The following is a 16,259-nucleotide window of genomic DNA, read 5'->3' as shown; positions in this document are numbered from 1 at the left end:
GCCGTTTGAATTGGAATATTTCATCAGGAGCTTTTCATGACTCAACTGCGCCGCGTCGCGATCATCGGTGGTAACCGTATTCCCTTTGCTCGCTCCAACGGACCCTACGCCACCGCCAGTAACCAGGCCATGCTCACCGCTGCGCTCGAAGGGCTGATCGAACGCTACAACCTGCATGGCCAGCGCATCGGTGAGGTGGTTGCAGGGGCGGTACTCAAGCTGTCGCGAGACATGAACCTGACCCGTGAGTGTGTGCTCGGCTCGCGCCTGTCGCCCCACACTCCGGCCTACGACATTCAGCAAGCCTGCGGCACCGGGCTGGAAGCGGCGTTGCTGGTGGCCAACAAGATTGCCCTGGGCCAGATCGACTGCGCCATTGCCGGTGGCGTCGACACCACTTCGGATGCGCCGATCAGTGTCAGTGAAGGGTTGCGTCGAATTCTGCTGCAGGCCAATCGCGGCAAGACCACGGCCGACAAACTGAAAACGTTCCTGCAACTGCGCCCCCAGCACCTGATTCCCGAGTTCCCGCGCAATGGCGAGCCGCGCACCGGCCTGTCCATGGGCCAGCACTGCGAATTGATGGCGCAGACCTGGAACATTCCTCGCGAAGCCCAGGACCAACTGGCCCTGGCGAGTCATCGTAATCTGGCCGCGTCGTACACCGAGGGCTGGCATAACGACCTGATGACGCCGTTCCTCGGGCTCACCCGCGACAACAATCTGCGCCCCGACCTGACCCTGGAAAAACTCGCGGGGCTGAAACCGGCTTTCGAGAAAAGCGCCAAGGGTACCCTTACGGCGGGCAACTCCACGCCGCTCACCGATGGCGCGTCCCTGGTGCTGCTGGGCAGTGAGGAGTGGGCCAAGGAACGCGGCTTGCCGATCCTCGCCTACTGGCGCGACGGCGAAACGGCTGCGGTGGATTTCGTCAACGGCGCCGAAGGCCTGCTGATGGCGCCGGTGTATGCCGTGCCACGCTTGTTGGCGCGCAACGGCCTGACGCTGCAGGATTTCGATTACTACGAAATCCACGAAGCCTTCGCCGCTCAGGTGCTGTGCACCCTGAAGGCCTGGGAAGACCCGGAGTACTGCAAGACGCGCCTGGGCCTTGACGCGCCATTGGGTGCCATCGACCGCAGCCGGCTTAATGTCAAAGGCAGCTCCCTGGCGGCAGGTCATCCATTCGCCGCGACCGGCGGACGCATCGTCGCCAACCTGGCGAAGCTGCTGGACGCGGCAGGCAAGGGCCGTGGCCTGATCTCCATCTGCGCCGCAGGCGGGCAGGGCGTGACGGCGATTATCGAGCGTTGATAATCCCGTGCGCCGTTGAAAAGTCCGCTGAAAGCGGCCAAATTGACGGGGCATAATCGGCACATTGTGTGCATCTTTAGGCAGATAGCAGCGTTCATAGGTCGGCAACCCCTCCCACCGGCGAGTGGATTGCCGTATAACGAATGACTTTCGCGTGTTTGGTAATAAAGGACCCACAATAAAAGCTGATGAAGACTCCAAAACGCATTGAACCCCTGATCGAGGACGGTCTGGTCGACGAGGTGCTGCGCCCACTCATGAGTGGTAAAGAAGCAGCTGTTTATGTGGTGCGCTGCGGCAACGAGTTACGTTGCGCGAAGGTTTACAAGGAGGCGAATAAACGTAGTTTCCGTCAGGCGGCCGAATACCAGGAAGGCCGCAAGGTGCGCAACAGCCGTCAGGCCCGGGCCATGGCCAAGGGCTCGAAGTTCGGCAAGAAAGAAACCGAGGACGCCTGGCAGAACGCCGAAGTGGCGGCTCTGTTTCGTCTGGCCGGTGCTGGCGTTCGGGTGCCCAAGCCTTACGACTTCCTCGAAGGCGTGCTGCTGATGGAACTGGTGGCCGACGAGTACGGCGATGCTGCGCCGCGTCTGAACGACGTGGTGCTGGAGCCGGACCAGGCGCGCGAGTATCACGCGTTCCTGATCTCGCAGATCGTGCTGATGTTGTGTACCGGCCTGGTGCACGGTGACCTGTCCGAGTTCAACGTACTGTTGACCCCGACCGGCCCCGTGATCATCGACTTGCCTCAGGCAGTGGACGCGGCGGGGAACAACCACGCGTTCAACATGCTGGAACGGGATGTGGGCAACATGGCCTCATACTTCGGGCGGTTTGCTCCGGAGTTGAAGCAGACCAGGTTCGCCAAGGAGATGTGGGCCTTGTACGAAGCCGGCACCTTGCACCCGGCCAGCATCCTGACCGGCGAGTTCGACGAGCCGGAAGAGTTGGCCGACGTTGGCGGCATCATGCGCGAAATCGAGGCGGCACGCCTGGATGAAGAGCGCAAGCAGGCGGTGCGCGCGGCAGATGACGCGCCACCGAATAAAACCGAAGAACCGCCTCCGCCCTGGATGCAGTGACTGGTTGATGAAAAACCCGGCTTCGGCCGGGTTTTTTGTGAACCCTACCCTGCGGGAGCAAGGCTTGCCCGCGATGGTCGTCAACGATGACGCGGGGCAACTGATACCCCGCGGCGGCCTCTGGTTTTTCGCGAGCAAGCTCGCTCCTACAGGGGGGCTCGAGGTCTGGTTGTTTGATGGGCAGGCTCAGCGCAGCAGCCCGACTCCAGGCTCTTGAGGATCGGGCAGTCGGGCCGATGGTCGCCCTGGCAGTGCTCCACCAGGTCCTGCAGCGTGTCGCGCAGCTGGCCAAGCTCGTGGATCTTCTGGTTGAGCTCGTCGATATGCTGGCGTGCCAGGGCTTTTACATCGGCGCTGGCGCGCTGGCGATCCTGCCAGAGGGTCAGCAGCTTGCCGACCTCTTCCAGGGAAAACCCCAGGTCCCGGGAACGCTTGATGAAGGCCAGGGTGTGCAGGTCATCGTCGCCATACACGCGGTAACCGCTGTCAGTGCGATGGGCGGCTTTGAGCAGGCCGATGGATTCGTAGTAACGAATCATCTTGGCGCTCAGGCCACTTTGGCGGGCTGCTTGGCCGATGTTCATCGGTTGTCCTCCAGGTCCTTGGGCTTCCAGGTTTTCAACAGTAGCGCATTGCTGACCACGCTGACGCTCGACAATGCCATCGCCGCGCCCGCCAGCACCGGATTGAGAAAACCGAAGGCTGCCAGCGGAATCCCGACCAGGTTGTAGACGAAGGCCCAGAACAGATTCTGCCGGATCTTGGTGTAGGTCTTGCGGCTGATCTCCAATGCCGCAGGCACCAGTCGTGGATCACCGCGCATCAAGGTGATACCGGCTGCGTGCATCGCCACGTCGGTGCCACCGCCCATGGCAATGCCGATGTCGGCGGCGGCCAGGGCCGGGGCGTCATTGATCCCGTCGCCGACCATGGCCACGACTGCGGTTTTCTTCAGCTCGACCACGGTGGCGGCTTTGTCGGCCGGCAACACTTCGGCGTGGACATCCTCAATACCCAACGCGTCGGCGACCACTTTGGCGCTGCCACGATTATCACCGGTCAGCAGATGGCTGCTGATATGGCGCGCGCCGAGTTGTTGCACCGCCTGCAGTGCACCCGGCTTGAGGGTGTCACCGAAGGCGAACAGTCCCAACACCTGCGGCTCGGGGCTTTGCTCGATCAGCCATGACAGCGTGCGCCCTTCGGTTTCCCAGGCGCTGGCCGAGTCCGCCAGTGCGCCGGCGTTCAACCCGCACTCTTCCAGCAGGCGTCGGTTACCCAGGGCCAGGCGCCGTCCGTCAAGCGTGCCGGCAATTCCACGCCCGGTCAGGGACTGGCTGTCGCTGACATCGGCGACGCTCAGCCCGCGCTCGGCGCAAGCATCCAGCACCGCTTTGGCCAAGGGGTGCTCGCTGCCTCGCTGCAAGGCGCCGGCTTTTTGCAGCAATGCATTTTCATCGCCGCCGATGGCGCTCAAGTGAGCGATGCGCGGCGCACCCGACGTCAGCGTGCCGGTCTTGTCGAATACCACTGCACTGACTTCATGGGCGCGTTCAAGTGCCTCGGCATCCTTAATCAGGATCCCGTAGCGTGCAGCGACCCCGGTACCGGCCATGATTGCCGTGGGAGTGGCCAGGCCGAGGGCGCAAGGGCAGGCGATCACCAGCACGGCAACGGCGTTGATCAGCGCTGTTTCGACGGGCGCACCGTAAAGCCACCAGCCCACCAGCGTTGCCAATGCGATCAGCAGCACGGTGGGGACGAAAACCTGGCTGACCTTGTCCACCAGTTTCTGGATGGGAGCCTTGGCCGCCTGGGCGTCTTCCACCAGGCGAATGATCCGCGCCAGCACGGTTTCGGCCCCCAGTGCCTGGGTGCGCACCAACAGCCGGCCCTCGCCATTGATCGCGCCGCCCGTGACTTTGTCCCCAGGTTGCTTGGGCACGGGCAGGCTTTCGCCGCTGATCAGGGCCTCGTCCGCATGGCTTTGGCCTTCGACCACTTCGCCGTCCACCGGAAAGCGTTCGCCGGGTTTGACCAGCACTAGGTCACCCAGGCGCAGGGCGCTGATGGCGACGTCCTGTTCGCGGCCATCGACCACCTGAATCGCCCGTTCCGGTCGCAGGGCTTCGAGGGCGCGGATGGCGCTGGCGGTCTGGCGCTTGGCGCGGCTTTCAAGGTATTTGCCCAGCATTACCAGGGCGATCACCACCGCCGAAGCCTCAAAGTACAGGTGCGGCATGCGCCCGGCAGCGGTGGCCCATTCGTAAATACTCAGGCCGTAACCGGCGCTGGTGCCCAGGGCAACCAGCAGGTCCATATTGCCCGCGCCGGCGCGGACGGCTTTCCAGGCGGCCACATAAAAGCGAGCACCCAGAATGAACTGCACGGGCGTGGCCAGGGCGAATTGCGCCCAGGCCGGGAGCATCCAGTGCACCCCGAACGGCTGCAGCAGCATCGGCAAGACCAAGGGCAGGGCGAGCGCGATGGCCAGGATCACCCTCCAGCGTTCGCTATGCAGGCGTTGTTGTTGGTTGTCGGCAGCAGCGTGCTCGACTTCCCGCACGCTGGCCGAGTATCCCGCCTTGCTGACGGCTTCGATAAGGGTTTGCACAGCGACCTGGCCCAGCAATTCGAGGTGCGCGCGTTCGTTGGCCAGGTTGACGCTGACGCTCTTCACCCCTGCAACCTTGGCCAGCGCCCGTTCCACGCGGCCGACGCAGGAGGCGCAGGTCATGCCATCGATGCTCAGTTCCAGGGTTTGCTGTGGCACGCTGTACCCGGCCTGTTGCACAGCGTCCATCAGGGCCGGCAGGCTGTCGTCGGGCGCCTGCACCCGGGCCTGTTCGGTAGCCAGGTTGACACTGACGGCGCTGGCGCCCCGGACTTTGCTCAAGGCGCGCTCGACCCGCCCGGCGCAGCTGGCGCAGGTCATGCCGGCGATCGGCAGGTCGAACGTAGTGGTCTCGCTCATGGTCAAGCTCCCTGTAGTGGATGCCTACAGGATCAACCTTGCCATGCGGGCAAGGTCAAGCGCCAATATCACCTTGATCCGATCTGTGGCGCTCAGTAGTTCAACGCCGCAGGCTTGAGGTACATCCCTTCCTGCGACATCGCAATCCGGAACTTCAACACATCCCCGGCCTTGAGCGTGATGGTTTGCGAACCCGGCGCGAGCATCCCCGGATTGCACCCCGGGGCCTGGCCCGGCAGCAGTTTCAGGCGCAGGGAGACATTGCCCGGCGGCAAGTTGAATGACGTGCTTTGCTCCTGGAACAGCCGAGCGGACAGCTGGTCTTGCAGGTACACGCCAATTTCGCAATTGGTCGACACTTCCAGGCGCTCGCGGGAAATGATCAGCACCCCGTAGTCCTCCCCGGCAGCGTTGGCCGAAGGCAGGGCCGCGAAGAGGCCGAGGAAGCCAAACAGGCTGAGAGCTGACCAGCGCATGGCTGAATCTCCTGATGTTGAAGTCATTGATACTCGCAGCTTGGCCGAGCGCGACGGCGATTGCCAGCCCGGCCGTTCACTTCAGAACTTGACCTTGCCATGGTGGCAAGCTCGAGACTGGTGTCAATCTCATCAACAGGAGTCATCCCATGCAAGTGTTCACTGTTCAAGGCATGTCCTGCGGCCATTGCGTAAAAGCCATTACCCAGGCGCTTCAAGCCAGAGACCCGGCCGCCAGCGTGCGCATCGATCTGGCCGCCAGGGAAGTCGGCGTCGAGAGCAGCCTGTCGACTGAAGAGGTGCTCGCCGCCATCACTGAAGAAGGTTATGAGGCAAAGGTCGCCTGACGTCTTTATTAGTTAGCGACCTACCGGAATGTTCAAGGCGTCCATCCCCGGCTAGACTGTGGGGCTGCTGACTTCTGTCCAACTGGATGCCTGATGAACTTGCGTACCATTTTAATCCTCGGCGCCCTCAGTGCGTTTGCGCCGCTGGCGATCGACTTTTACCTGCCAGCCTTTCCCGCGATGGCGCTGGCTTTCGGCACCGACGAACAACACGTTCAAGTAACGCTGGCGGCCTATTTTCTGGGGTTGTCGATTGGTCAATTGGTCTACGGCCCGATTGCCGATCGCTTCGGCCGGCGGGTGCCATTGCTCACTGGCGTGGTGTTGTTCACCGTCGCTTCACTGGCCTGCGCGTTTGCGCCGAACCTCGAATGGCTGATCGGCGCGCGCTTCGTCCAGGCGCTGGGCGGTTGCGCAGGGATGGTGATCTCGCGGGCAATCGTCAGCGATAAATGCGATGCGGTGGGCTCGGCCAAGGTCTTTTCCCAGCTGATGCTGGTGATGGGGCTGGCACCTATCCTTGCGCCAATGCTGGGCGGATTGCTGGTCAATACCACAGGCTGGCAGTCGATCTTCCTGGTGTTGACCGGCTTCAGTGCGCTGGCGGCGGTGGCCGTGGCGCTGGGGTTGCCGGAAAGCATGCCGGCCGATATGCCGCGCCAACCATTGTCTGGCTCGTTGCGGCAGTACGGCCGGTTGTTCGCGGATCGGGTATTCCTTGGCCATGCCCTGACGGGCGGTATCGCCATCGCCGGGATGTTTGCCTACATCGCCGGCTCGCCTTTTGTGTTCATCAAGCTCTACGGCGTGCCGGCCGAGCATTTCGGCTGGTTGTTCGGCACCAATGCGGCGGGTTTCATTCTGGTGGCCCAGGTCAACGCCCGGTTACTGGCCAAGCGTGGGCCGGCATTCCTGCTGGCACGTGCGGTATGGGTTTACCTGGCGGCAGGCCTGGCGCTGCTCGCCGTGAGTGCGCTGCACACCGAGAAACTGTGGCCGCTGCTGATTCCGTTGTTCATCTGTATCGCCAGCCTGGGGTGCATCCTGCCCAACGCGTCGGCCTGCGCGATGAACGGTCAGGGCGCCCGCGCCGGCAGTGCGTCGGCATTGCTTGGTTGCCTGCAATTCAGCGTCGCCGCCGGGGCTGCGTCACTGGTGGGGATTTTGTACGACGGCACGGCCATGCCGATGGCCATGGTCATCAGCCTGTGCGGGGCTCTGGTGGTGAGCGTCGCAATGCTCACCCGACGTTTGCAAAATACCCGGGCGCTGGTGCAGGCCCAGGTTTGAGGGCAGGTCAGCCAGCAGCGCGCTGCTGGTCGGGAAAATGGTGAGGCGCCTGCAGCCGCGCTTCCAGTGTTCGGGTGAAGGCGCGCGCTTCGGCTTCGCTGCGGAATGTCACGGCGTGTTGGTCCAGGCGGACCTGCCACTGGGAACGGGCCACTTCTTTTATCAGGATCTTCATTGCTGACCTCCTATAAGTAAAAGATTTGCCTTGCAGAGGCCACGATTGTAGACCCGATCCAGGGCGTAGTTGTGACAAAGGTCAACTCTCTGACTGACGGTGTCGGCCCTGTGCGCACGACACCGTCACCGCTGTTCTAGAAGCCTTCCAGGACAATCTTGCCTTTGGCCTTGCCGCTTTCCAGCAACTCATGGGCGCGTCGCAGGTTCGCCGCGTTGATGGTGCCGAAGTGTTCGCCCACCGTGGTTTTCAGCGTCCCGGCGTCGATCAGATCGGCCACGCGGTTCAACAGTCTGTGTTGTTCGATCATGTCGGCGGTTTCGAACAACGAGCGCGTGTACATGAACTCCCAGTGCAGCGACAGGCTCTTGCGCTTGAGTTTGGTGATGTCCAGCGCCTTTGGGTCGTCGATCAGCGCCAGTTTGCCCTGGGGTGCCAGGGCCTCGACCAGTTGATCCAGATGCTGGTCAGTCTGGGTCAGGCTGGCAACGTGGGTCACCTGTTCCACGCCCGCGCGCTTGAGAGCTTCGCTGAGCGGCTGGCTGTGATCGATCACCAGGTCTGCGCCCAGCTCACGTACCCAGGCTTGGGTTTGCGGGCGCGACGCAGTGCCTATGACCTGAAGCCCGGTCAACTGGCTGGCCAGTTGGGTGAGGATCGAACCGACGCCCCCGGCCGCGCCAACGATCAACAGGCTCTGGCCCCCGGCGGCTTGGCCTTCGCGCACCTGCAGGCGCTCGAACAGCAGTTCCCATGCGGTGATCGCGGTCAGTGGCAGGGCCGCAGCTTCGGCAAAGCCCAGGGTTTTCGGCATGTGGCCGACGATGCGCTCATCGACCACGTGCATTTCGCTGTTGCCGCCCGCACGGGCGATAGAGCCGGCGTAGAACACCTTGTCAGCGGCTTTGAACAGTGTCACTTCGCTGCCGACCGCCTTGACCACGCCCGCCACGTCCCAACCCAGGACCTTCGCCTCGCCGTCTTGTGGCTGGACGTTTTGCCGAACCTTGGTGTCCACCGGATTGACCGAAATCGCTTTGACTTCGACCAACAGGTCCCGCGGGCCGGCGACGGGTTCGGGCAGCTCGATGTCTTGCAGGGCGTTTTTGTCGCTGATCGGCAGGGACGCGTAGTAAGCAATGGCTTTCATGGAGCACTCCAGGGTCGGGATGATTTCGATGGGCAGATGATTAGCTATTTCTACCGAAGATAAAACCCGCTAAAAGAGCAGTCTCTTTCAATATTTTTTTGATAATAGGCCGCACATGCTGCGTTTTGATGACCTGCAATTATTCGTCCGGGCTGCCGACCTGGGGAGCCTGTCGGCGGCCGCCCGGGGCATGGACATGTCAGCCGCCGTGGCCAGCGCGGCGTTGAAGCGCATCGAACACCAGCTCGGCGCGCGTTTGCTGGCCCGTTCGACCCGCAGCCTGCGCCTGACCGCCGAGGGCGAAGGTTTCCTCGAATACGCCCGGGCGGCGTTGAGCAATATAGAGGAAGGGCGCCGCCTGCTGGCCAGTGGGCAGGATCAGGTCAGCGGAGTGTTGCAGCTGTCGGCACCATCGGACTTCGGCCGCAATGTGTTGCTGCCCTGGCTGGACGATTTTCAGCGCGAGCACCCCAAGCTCACGGTGCGCCTGCTGCTGGGTGACCGCATTGCCGACCTGTTCCGCCAGCCGGTGGATATCGCCTTGCGCTACGGTGAACCGGAGGACTCAAGCCTGGTGGCGCTGCCCATTGCCCCGCAAAACCGCCGCGTGCTGTGTGCAGCGCCGAGCTACCTGGCCAGCCATGGCGAGCCTCGGCAACTCGAGCAACTGGCCCAGCACAATTGCCTGCTGTACATGCTTGGCAGCCGCGTTCACGACCATTGGAGTTTCCATGACGGCAAGCGCGAAGTCGGCCTGACAGTCAGCGGTGATCGCTTCAGCGACGATGCCGACGTAGTGCGTTTGTGGGCCGTGGCGGGGGCAGGCATTGCCTATAAATCCTGGCTGGATGTTGCCGCAGATGTCCTGGCTGGCCGCTTGAAAATCCTCATGCCGGAACTGACGGGCGAGCGCGCTTCTCTGAATTTGTTGTGCGCTCATCGCGCACAATTGAGTAAGCCTGTGAACCTTTTACGGGAAATGCTCGCCAGTCGATGCGCGCAATTGAGCGGGCAATTTCCCGGTTTATTAGAAGCAAGGCACTAATTGCTCGAAAATAGCGATCCCCCCCAAGCTTGGGTGGGGGCTGTTCATGCAATCACAAACCCTGTTCTCACAGGTATGACACCTGTGGGAGCAAGGCTTGCCCGCGATGGCGGTGCAGGGTGTTTACGGCTTGACCAGCCGCGCATCCAGGCTGTTCTGCGCCAGCCGCTTGGCCTGATCCTGGGTCATGCCCAAATGGGTGTGCAGGGCATGGAAGTTCTCCGTCACATAGCCGCCGAAGTACGCCGGGTCATCGGAGTTCACTGTGACCTTCACTCCGCGCTCCAGCATGTCCAGGATGTTGTGCTGGGACATGTGATCGAACACGCAAAGCTTGGTGTTGGACAGCGGGCAGACGGTCAGCGGAATCTGCTCGTCAATGATTCGCTGCATCAGCCGCTCGTCTTCGATGGCGCGCACGCCATGGTCGATGCGCTGGATTTTCAGCAGGTCGATGGCTTCCCAGATGTACTCCGGCGGACCTTCCTCACCCGCGTGGGCGACGGTCAGGAAACCTTCGTGGCGAGCCCGGTCGAACACTCGTTGAAACTTGCTCGGCGGGTGACCCATCTCCGAGCTGTCCAGGCCTACCGCGACAAACGCATCGCGAAACGGCAGGGCTTGATCCAGGGTTTTCTGCGCCTCTTCTTCGCTCAGGTGGCGCAGGAAACTCAGGATCAAACCACTGGTGATGCCCAGTTGCTGCTCGCCATCTTTCAACGCGGCGGCGATGCCATTGAGCACCACTTCAAAAGGAATGCCACGATCGGTGTGGGTTTGCGGATCGAAGAACGGTTCGGTGTGAATCACGTTCTGCGCCTTGCAGCGCAAGAGGTAAGCCCAGGTCAGGTCGTAGAAATCCTGGGAGGTGCGCAACACGTCAGCGCCCTGGTAATACAGGTCCAGAAACTCTTGCAGATTGTTGAAGGCGTACGCCTTGCGCAGGGTTTCCACATCGCTCCACGGCAGGGCGATCTTGTTGCGTTCGGCCAGGGCGAACAGCAGCTCGGGCTCCAGCGAACCCTCGAGGTGCAGGTGCAGTTCTGCCTTGGGCAGGGCGTTCAGCCAGTCGTACATATTCTTTTCTCATCAGGTGCAGATGACGAGCATTCTACAGATGCTCGCGGCCACCATTGGTAAAACCTGACCAGGTGGTTCATCACCCTGCCTGGGGCTCGCGGCGATAGGCATAGGTGTCGGCGAATCGCGAGAGCAGAAACTCGGCGCAGGTGGTGGTCGGGTACTTCGCCGGATGGTGCTCGTCCTGGCAGCCGGGCAGGCATTCAATCCGGGTGTCGGGGTGCGGTTCGGCGAAGAACGGCATCGAGTAACGGTCCACGCCCAGCGGGCTGATCACCCGGTGGGGCGTCGACAGATAACGGTCGTTGCTCCAGCGCGCCATCATGTCGCCGAGGTTGACCACGAAGGTACCTTCAATGGGTGGAGCGTCGATCCACTCGCCCTTGACGTTACGCACCTGCAGGCCGCCGGCGGCATCCTGGTAAAGCAGGGTGATGCAGCCGTAATCGGTATGGGCGCCGGCACCTTGTTGTTCTTCCGAGCTGGCGGTGTGGCGTGGCGGATAATGGATCATGCGCAGCACGCTGACGGGCTGGCTGAAGCGCGAGTCAAAGAAATCGGGATCGATGTCCAGCGCCAGGGTCATGGCCCTCAGCAAGGTCTGGGCAAGGGCTTGCATGTCGATGTAATGCTGCTCCATCAGGGTTTCCCAGCCGGGTATCGACGGGTGGCGATTGGGACCGCGCAGCGGTTTTTCGGCCAGCACTTCGGGGTGGTCGGCCGGCAGGTGCAGGCCCATGTCGAAGGTTTCTTTCAGGTCGCTGGGTTTCGATGGGTCGAGTTGTTCCGTGGCGATTGCGCCATAACCGCGGTGGTGGCGGGTCTGGGTGATGTCGATCTGCAGTTTTGTCGCGCTGGGCTGGGCGAAGAAATCCTTGGCCTGGGCGAGTACTTCTTCGATGCGCGTCGAACTGATCGGGTGACCCTTGATATAGAAAAAGCCCCATTCGCGGCAGGCGCGGTCGATTTGGCTGGCCACGGCCGCCCAGGCGACCTGGTCGTCGCTGTAGAGCGGGGCGATGTCGATGATGGGAAGGCTGTTCATGCGATTGTCCTGAAGAGTGCGCGGTGTGCGGAACATCGGAGAGATAGTGTGGGAGTGAGCCTGCTCGCGATGAGGCCAGGGCATTCAGCATTGATGTTGAATGTAGTTGCGCCATCGCGAGCAGGCTCTCTCCCCCAGGAAGGACAGTGGTTCAACCCAGGCGAGTTACTTCGGTATGTCAGCCTTCATGCCTTCCACGTAGTAATTCATCGAAGCCAGTTCGGCATTGGTCGCCGTCACGCCCGCCGGGATTTTCTCGGCACCGGCCTGGTCCTTGATCGGCCCGGTGAACGGGTGGAACGCACCGCTCTTGATGTCGGCGATGATCTGCTCGGCCTGGGCTTTCACCGGCGCGGGCACCAGGTCGCTGATTGGCAGCTCAACGGTACCTTCCTTCAGGCCACCCCAGTAATCCTGGGACTTCCACGAGTGATCCAGCACGCTCTGCGTCGCCTGGATGTAGTGCGGGGCCCAGTCGTTGACGATAGAGGTCAGCACGGCTTTGGGACCGAAATGTGCCATGTCCGAAGCGTAGCCTACGGCATACACGCCGCGGCGTTCGGCAGCCTGGATCGGTGCCGGGCTGTCGGTGTGCTGGAATACCACGTCCACGCCCTGATCGATCAGCGCATTGGCGGCGTCGGCTTCCTTGCCCGGATCGAACCAGGAGTTGACCCACACCACCTTGATCTCGGTGCCGGGGTTGTACTTGTTCAGTGCCAGCTGGATGGCGTTGATGTCGCGGATCACTTCCGGGATCGGGAAGGACGCGACGTAGCCGATTTTTTTGCTCTTGGTCATTTTGGCCGCGAGGAAGCCGCCGACATAGCGCCCCTCATAAGTGCGCGCCAGGTACGTGCCGAGGTTCTTGTCCTGCTTGTAGCCCGTGGCATGTTCGAAGGTCACTTTGGGAAATTGCTTTGCCACCTTCAGGGTCGGGTTCATGTAGCCGAAGGACGTGCTGAAGATCAGGTCGTATTTGTCCTTGGCCATGTTGCGGATCACCCGTTCGGCGTCGGCGCCTTCGGGGACGTTTTCCACATAGTTGGTGGTGATCTGGTCGCCGAATTTTTCGGTCAGTGCCTTGCGTCCCTGTTCATGCTGATACGTCCAGCCGTGGTCACCGATCGGGCCGATGTAGACGAAACCGACTTTCAGCGGTTCGGCGGCCGTGGCGGTCAGGCTGGCGCTCAAACCGATGGCTGCGGCGACGGCGCAAAGCAGTTTCTTCAACGGGCGGTTGTGCATGAATTGAAACTCCATGTTGTTGTGAGGTTGGCAGTGGGCAATGCAAATTGCTGACCAACAGGACAACAAAATCAAAAGATCGCAGCCTTCGGCAGCTCCTGCACGGTCCGGATTGTTCTGCAGGAGCCGCCGAAGGCTGCGATCTTTTGATTCACCAGGACCAACCCGGTGCACGTGACCGAACCCGCGCCATCCGCTGGTGCGCTAAGGTGTAACGAAACGTTAGCGCCGCACCGTAGTCAGTAGCTCATCACATCAACTGCGCTTCATTCGGTAAAAGGCCCGCAATGCTCACACTCCTCAAGCAAGAAAAGTTTCTGCTGCTGGCCCTGATCGCCGCATTTGTCGCTTATCCACTGGAACACTGGCTGCTCAACAGTGGCCAGGCGGTAGCGCTGACCGGTGGGCTGGTGCTGATCGCATTCATCGTCGTCGCTTCCATGCGAGTCGCGCATCACGCTGAGTTGCTCGCGGAAAAAGTCGGCGATCCCTACGGGACCATGATCCTGACGCTGGCCGCCGTGCTGGTGGAAGTGGTGATCCTGGCGATCATGATGAGCAACGAAGCCTCGCCTACGTTGGTGCGTGACACGATCTACTCGGCGGTCATGCTCGACATCAACGGCATCCTCGGCCTGGCTGCGTTAATGGGCGGGATCAAGCATGGCGAGCAGTCCTACAACGACGATTCGGCGCGCAGCTACAGCGTGATGATCCTGACCGCCATGGGCGTGTCGATGGTGGTTCCGGAGTTTATTCCCGAGGCCAACTGGAAGATTTATTCGGGCTTCACCATTGGCGCGATGGTGGTGCTGTACGCGTTGTTCCTGCGCATGCAGGTCGGGCCGCACAGTTACTTCTTCAGCTACAGCTACCCGGAAAAACGCCGTCGCAAGGAGCCGGCAGAAACAGGACCCGCGCCTGTGAGCCTGGCCGTTTCCATCGGTACGCTGGTGTTTGGGGTGGTAGTGATTGGCGCGCTGGCCGAGGTGATGTCCAAGACCCTGGACCTGGGCCTTGAAGGAACCGGAGCACCGCCAGTGATCACGGCAATCCTGGTGGCGGCGATTTCCGCCGCGCCGGAGATCCTGACCGCACTGCGGGCGGCACTGGCCAATCGCATGCAGTCGGTGGTCAACATCGCCATGGGCGCGTCGTTGTCGACGGTGATCCTCACCGTACCGGTGATGGAGGCCATGGCGCTCTACACCGGCCAGCCATTCCAGATGGCGATGACCCCGGTGCAGACGGTGATGATCTTCCTCACGCTGATCGTCAGCGCGATCAACCTCAACGATGGCGAGACCAATGCCATCGAAGGGATGACGCACTTTGTGCTGTTCGCGACGTTCATCATGTTGTCGCTGCTGGGCCTTTGAGACCTCACAGCAATCAACTGTGGGAGTGAGCCTGCTCGCGATAGCAGTATTTCAGACCCTTTTGATGTCGGCTGACAAGCCGCCATCGCGAGCAGGCTCGCTCCCACAGTTTTTCATGGGTGTGGCGTCAGACGCCGGCAATCAACTGCCGGGCCGCCTGGCTGTGATCCGCTATCAAGCCCTTCAGGTCCAGCCCTTCCACCTGCCCGTCAATCACCCGCCATTTGCCGCCGATCATCACCCGATCCGCGCGATCCGCGCCGCACAGCAGCAGGGCCGACACCGGATCATGGCTGCCGGAGAACCGCAGTTCATCCAGCTTGAACAGCGCCAGGTCGGCCTGCCTGCCCACCGCCAGTTCGCCGATGTCGGTACGTCCCAGCAAACTCGCCGAACCCTTCGTGGCCCAGCCCAGCACCAGTTCCGGAGTGATCTTCTCGGCACCGTAGCGCAGGCGCTGAATGTAAAGGGCCTGGCGGGTTTCCAGCATCATGTTCGACGCATCATTGGAGGCCGAGCCGTCCACACCCAGGCCGAGCAATGCGCCGGCAGCGGTCAGATCCAGCGTCGGGCAAATGCCCGAGGCCAGGCGCATGTTTGAGCTCGGGCAATGACAGATCCCGGTGCCTGCCGCGCCCAGGCGGGCGATTTCATCCGGGTTGAAGTGAATGCCATGGGCCAGCCAGGTGCGCGGGCCGAGCCAGCCGACACTGTCCAGATAGTCGACGGTACGCAGGCCGAAGCGTTGCAGGCAGAAGTCTTCTTCGTCCAGGGTCTCGGCCAGGTGGGTGTGCAGACGCACGTCGAGTTTGTTCGCCAGTTCGGCGCTGGCGGACATGATCTGCGGCGTCACCGAAAACGGCGAGCAGGGCGCCAGGGCGATCTGAATTTGCGCGCCGTCGCCGCGTTCGTGGTAAGCGGCGATCAGTCGCTGGCTGTCGTCGAGTATCACTTCGCCTTGCTGTACGGTCTGTTGCGGCGGCAAGCCACCGTCTTTTTCCCCAAGGCTCATGGAACCGCGGGTGAGCATGGCGCGCATGCCCAGTTCACGCACGCTCTCGACTTGCACGTCGATGGCGTTTTCCAGGCCTTCGGGGAACAGGTAGTGGTGATCCGCAGCCGTGGTGCAACCGGACAGCAGTAATTCGGCGAGGGCCACTTTGGTGGCTAAAGCGAGTTTTTCCGGAGTGAGGCGTGCCCATACCGGATACAGGGTTTTCAGCCACGGAAACAGCGGTTGGTTGACCACCGGCGCCCAGGCGCGGGTCAGGGTCTGATAGAAGTGGTGGTGGGTGTTGATCAGCCCCGGCAGGATCACATGTTCGCGGGCATCGAAGACTTGATCGCAGGGGGTGGCCGGTTGCTGGCCAGCGCCGAGCACTTCTACGATCACACCGTCTTGCACCACCAGGCCACCACGGGCGTCGAGCTCATTGGCAGTGAAAATGGCGAGGGGATTTTTTAACCAGGTACGGGTCGCAGGCATGTTGGCCGGCTCCTCTGAAAGTTGGGTTCAGGTTAGCCAGCTCAGTGATTACCCTGTCTGCTGATCCAGGGTCGCCGCGGGGACGAGGTGCGCAGTTTCAAACAAAACCGCTTGGTGAGCAAGCCCGGCCCGACCGGACGCTGGCGCTCACTCCTCGTGGGGCTGCCC

15 protein-coding genes are annotated in these 16,259 nt (G+C 61.9%); 6 read left to right on the top strand and 9 right to left on the bottom strand.

Annotated features, from left to right (window positions below; genetic code table 11):
• Positions 1-36: 36 nt before the first annotated feature.
• Entirely contained in the window at positions 37-1,314 is a 1,278-nt protein-coding gene (locus tag AAEZ05_RS09300; protein ID WP_045058173.1) for an acetyl-CoA C-acetyltransferase, read from the top strand.
• A gap of 188 nt (positions 1,315-1,502) precedes the next feature.
• A complete protein-coding gene (locus tag AAEZ05_RS09295) occupies positions 1,503-2,396 on the top strand; it encodes a PA4780 family RIO1-like protein kinase (RefSeq protein ID WP_045058174.1) in 894 nt (297 codons plus the stop codon).
• A 146-nt stretch (positions 2,397-2,542) separates the two neighbouring features.
• On the opposite strand, the gene cueR is transcribed toward AAEZ05_RS09295, so the two are convergent.
• From cueR to AAEZ05_RS09280, 3 genes are all read right to left on the bottom strand, one after another.
• Positions 2,543-2,980 carry a Cu(I)-responsive transcriptional regulator gene (cueR, locus tag AAEZ05_RS09290; RefSeq protein ID WP_350646998.1) on the bottom strand — a complete coding sequence of 146 codons (438 nt, stop codon included), beginning with the start codon at positions 2,978-2,980 and terminating at the stop codon, positions 2,543-2,545.
• Positions 2,977-5,370 (bottom strand): heavy metal translocating P-type ATPase, encoded by a 2,394-nt coding sequence (locus AAEZ05_RS09285; RefSeq protein ID WP_350646997.1) that lies wholly within the window; start codon positions 5,368-5,370, stop codon positions 2,977-2,979. The genes cueR and AAEZ05_RS09285 overlap by 4 nt, the downstream gene beginning before the upstream one ends.
• A gap of 92 nt (positions 5,371-5,462) precedes the next feature.
• On the bottom strand, positions 5,463-5,846 hold the full coding sequence (locus tag AAEZ05_RS09280) for a hypothetical protein (protein ID WP_045058177.1): 384 nt from the start codon (positions 5,844-5,846) through the stop codon (positions 5,463-5,465).
• Between the two features lie 149 nt (positions 5,847-5,995).
• Here AAEZ05_RS09280 and AAEZ05_RS09275 point away from each other — a divergent pair, with 149 nt between their 5' ends.
• Both AAEZ05_RS09275 and AAEZ05_RS09270 read left to right on the top strand, forming a co-directional pair.
• Positions 5,996-6,193: a heavy-metal-associated domain-containing protein gene (locus AAEZ05_RS09275; protein WP_350600528.1), complete on the top strand. Its 198-nt coding sequence runs from the start codon at positions 5,996-5,998 to the stop codon at positions 6,191-6,193.
• Between the two features lie 93 nt (positions 6,194-6,286).
• On the top strand, positions 6,287-7,483 hold the full coding sequence (locus AAEZ05_RS09270) for a multidrug effflux MFS transporter (protein WP_045058179.1): 1,197 nt from the start codon (positions 6,287-6,289) through the stop codon (positions 7,481-7,483).
• A gap of 7 nt (positions 7,484-7,490) precedes the next feature.
• On the opposite strand, the gene AAEZ05_RS09265 is transcribed toward AAEZ05_RS09270, so the two are convergent.
• Both AAEZ05_RS09265 and AAEZ05_RS09260 read right to left on the bottom strand, forming a co-directional pair.
• Positions 7,491-7,658, bottom strand: a complete 168-nt coding sequence (locus AAEZ05_RS09265; RefSeq protein WP_177328532.1) for a hypothetical protein — start codon at positions 7,656-7,658, stop codon at positions 7,491-7,493.
• 136 nt (positions 7,659-7,794) lie between these two features.
• Positions 7,795-8,808, bottom strand: a complete 1,014-nt coding sequence (locus AAEZ05_RS09260) for a zinc-binding alcohol dehydrogenase family protein (RefSeq protein ID WP_350646996.1) — start codon at positions 8,806-8,808, stop codon at positions 7,795-7,797.
• Between the two features lie 115 nt (positions 8,809-8,923).
• On the opposite strand from AAEZ05_RS09260, the gene vimR reads away from it, so the two are divergent.
• Positions 8,924-9,853 (top strand): transcription regulator VimR, encoded by a 930-nt coding sequence (vimR, locus tag AAEZ05_RS09255; protein ID WP_350646995.1) that lies wholly within the window; start codon positions 8,924-8,926, stop codon positions 9,851-9,853.
• 123 nt (positions 9,854-9,976) lie between these two features.
• Here vimR and AAEZ05_RS09250 read toward each other — a convergent pair whose 3' ends face one another.
• The 3 genes from AAEZ05_RS09250 to AAEZ05_RS09240 all read right to left on the bottom strand — a co-directional run bounded on the left by AAEZ05_RS09250 (position 9,977) and on the right by AAEZ05_RS09240 (position 13,226).
• Positions 9,977-10,930: an adenosine deaminase gene (locus tag AAEZ05_RS09250; RefSeq protein ID WP_350646994.1), complete on the bottom strand. Its 954-nt coding sequence runs from the start codon at positions 10,928-10,930 to the stop codon at positions 9,977-9,979.
• 82 nt (positions 10,931-11,012) lie between these two features.
• A complete protein-coding gene (locus tag AAEZ05_RS09245) occupies positions 11,013-11,978 on the bottom strand; it encodes an isopenicillin N synthase family dioxygenase (RefSeq protein ID WP_045058183.1) in 966 nt (321 codons plus the stop codon).
• Between the two features lie 165 nt (positions 11,979-12,143).
• Positions 12,144-13,226, bottom strand: coding sequence for a BMP family ABC transporter substrate-binding protein (locus tag AAEZ05_RS09240; protein ID WP_350646993.1), 1,083 nt, complete (start codon positions 13,224-13,226; stop codon positions 12,144-12,146).
• 287 nt (positions 13,227-13,513) lie between these two features.
• Here AAEZ05_RS09240 and AAEZ05_RS09235 point away from each other — a divergent pair, with 287 nt between their 5' ends.
• Positions 13,514-14,605 (top strand): calcium:cation antiporter, encoded by a 1,092-nt coding sequence (locus tag AAEZ05_RS09235; RefSeq protein WP_045058185.1) that lies wholly within the window; start codon positions 13,514-13,516, stop codon positions 14,603-14,605.
• Positions 14,606-14,732: 127 nt separating this feature from the next.
• Here the strand turns inward: AAEZ05_RS09235 and AAEZ05_RS09230 are convergent, their stop codons facing one another.
• Entirely contained in the window at positions 14,733-16,091 is a 1,359-nt protein-coding gene (locus tag AAEZ05_RS09230) for an 8-oxoguanine deaminase (protein ID WP_350646992.1), read from the bottom strand.
• Between the last annotated feature and the right edge of the window lie 168 nt (positions 16,092-16,259).

Source organism: Pseudomonas sp. HY13-MNA-CIBAN-0226, from assembly GCF_040310305.1.
GTDB lineage: Bacteria > Pseudomonadota > Gammaproteobacteria > Pseudomonadales > Pseudomonadaceae > Aquipseudomonas > Aquipseudomonas gregormendelii.
The sequence above is the reverse complement of the archived record's forward strand: the minus strand, read 5'-3'. Positions and strand labels throughout refer to the sequence as shown.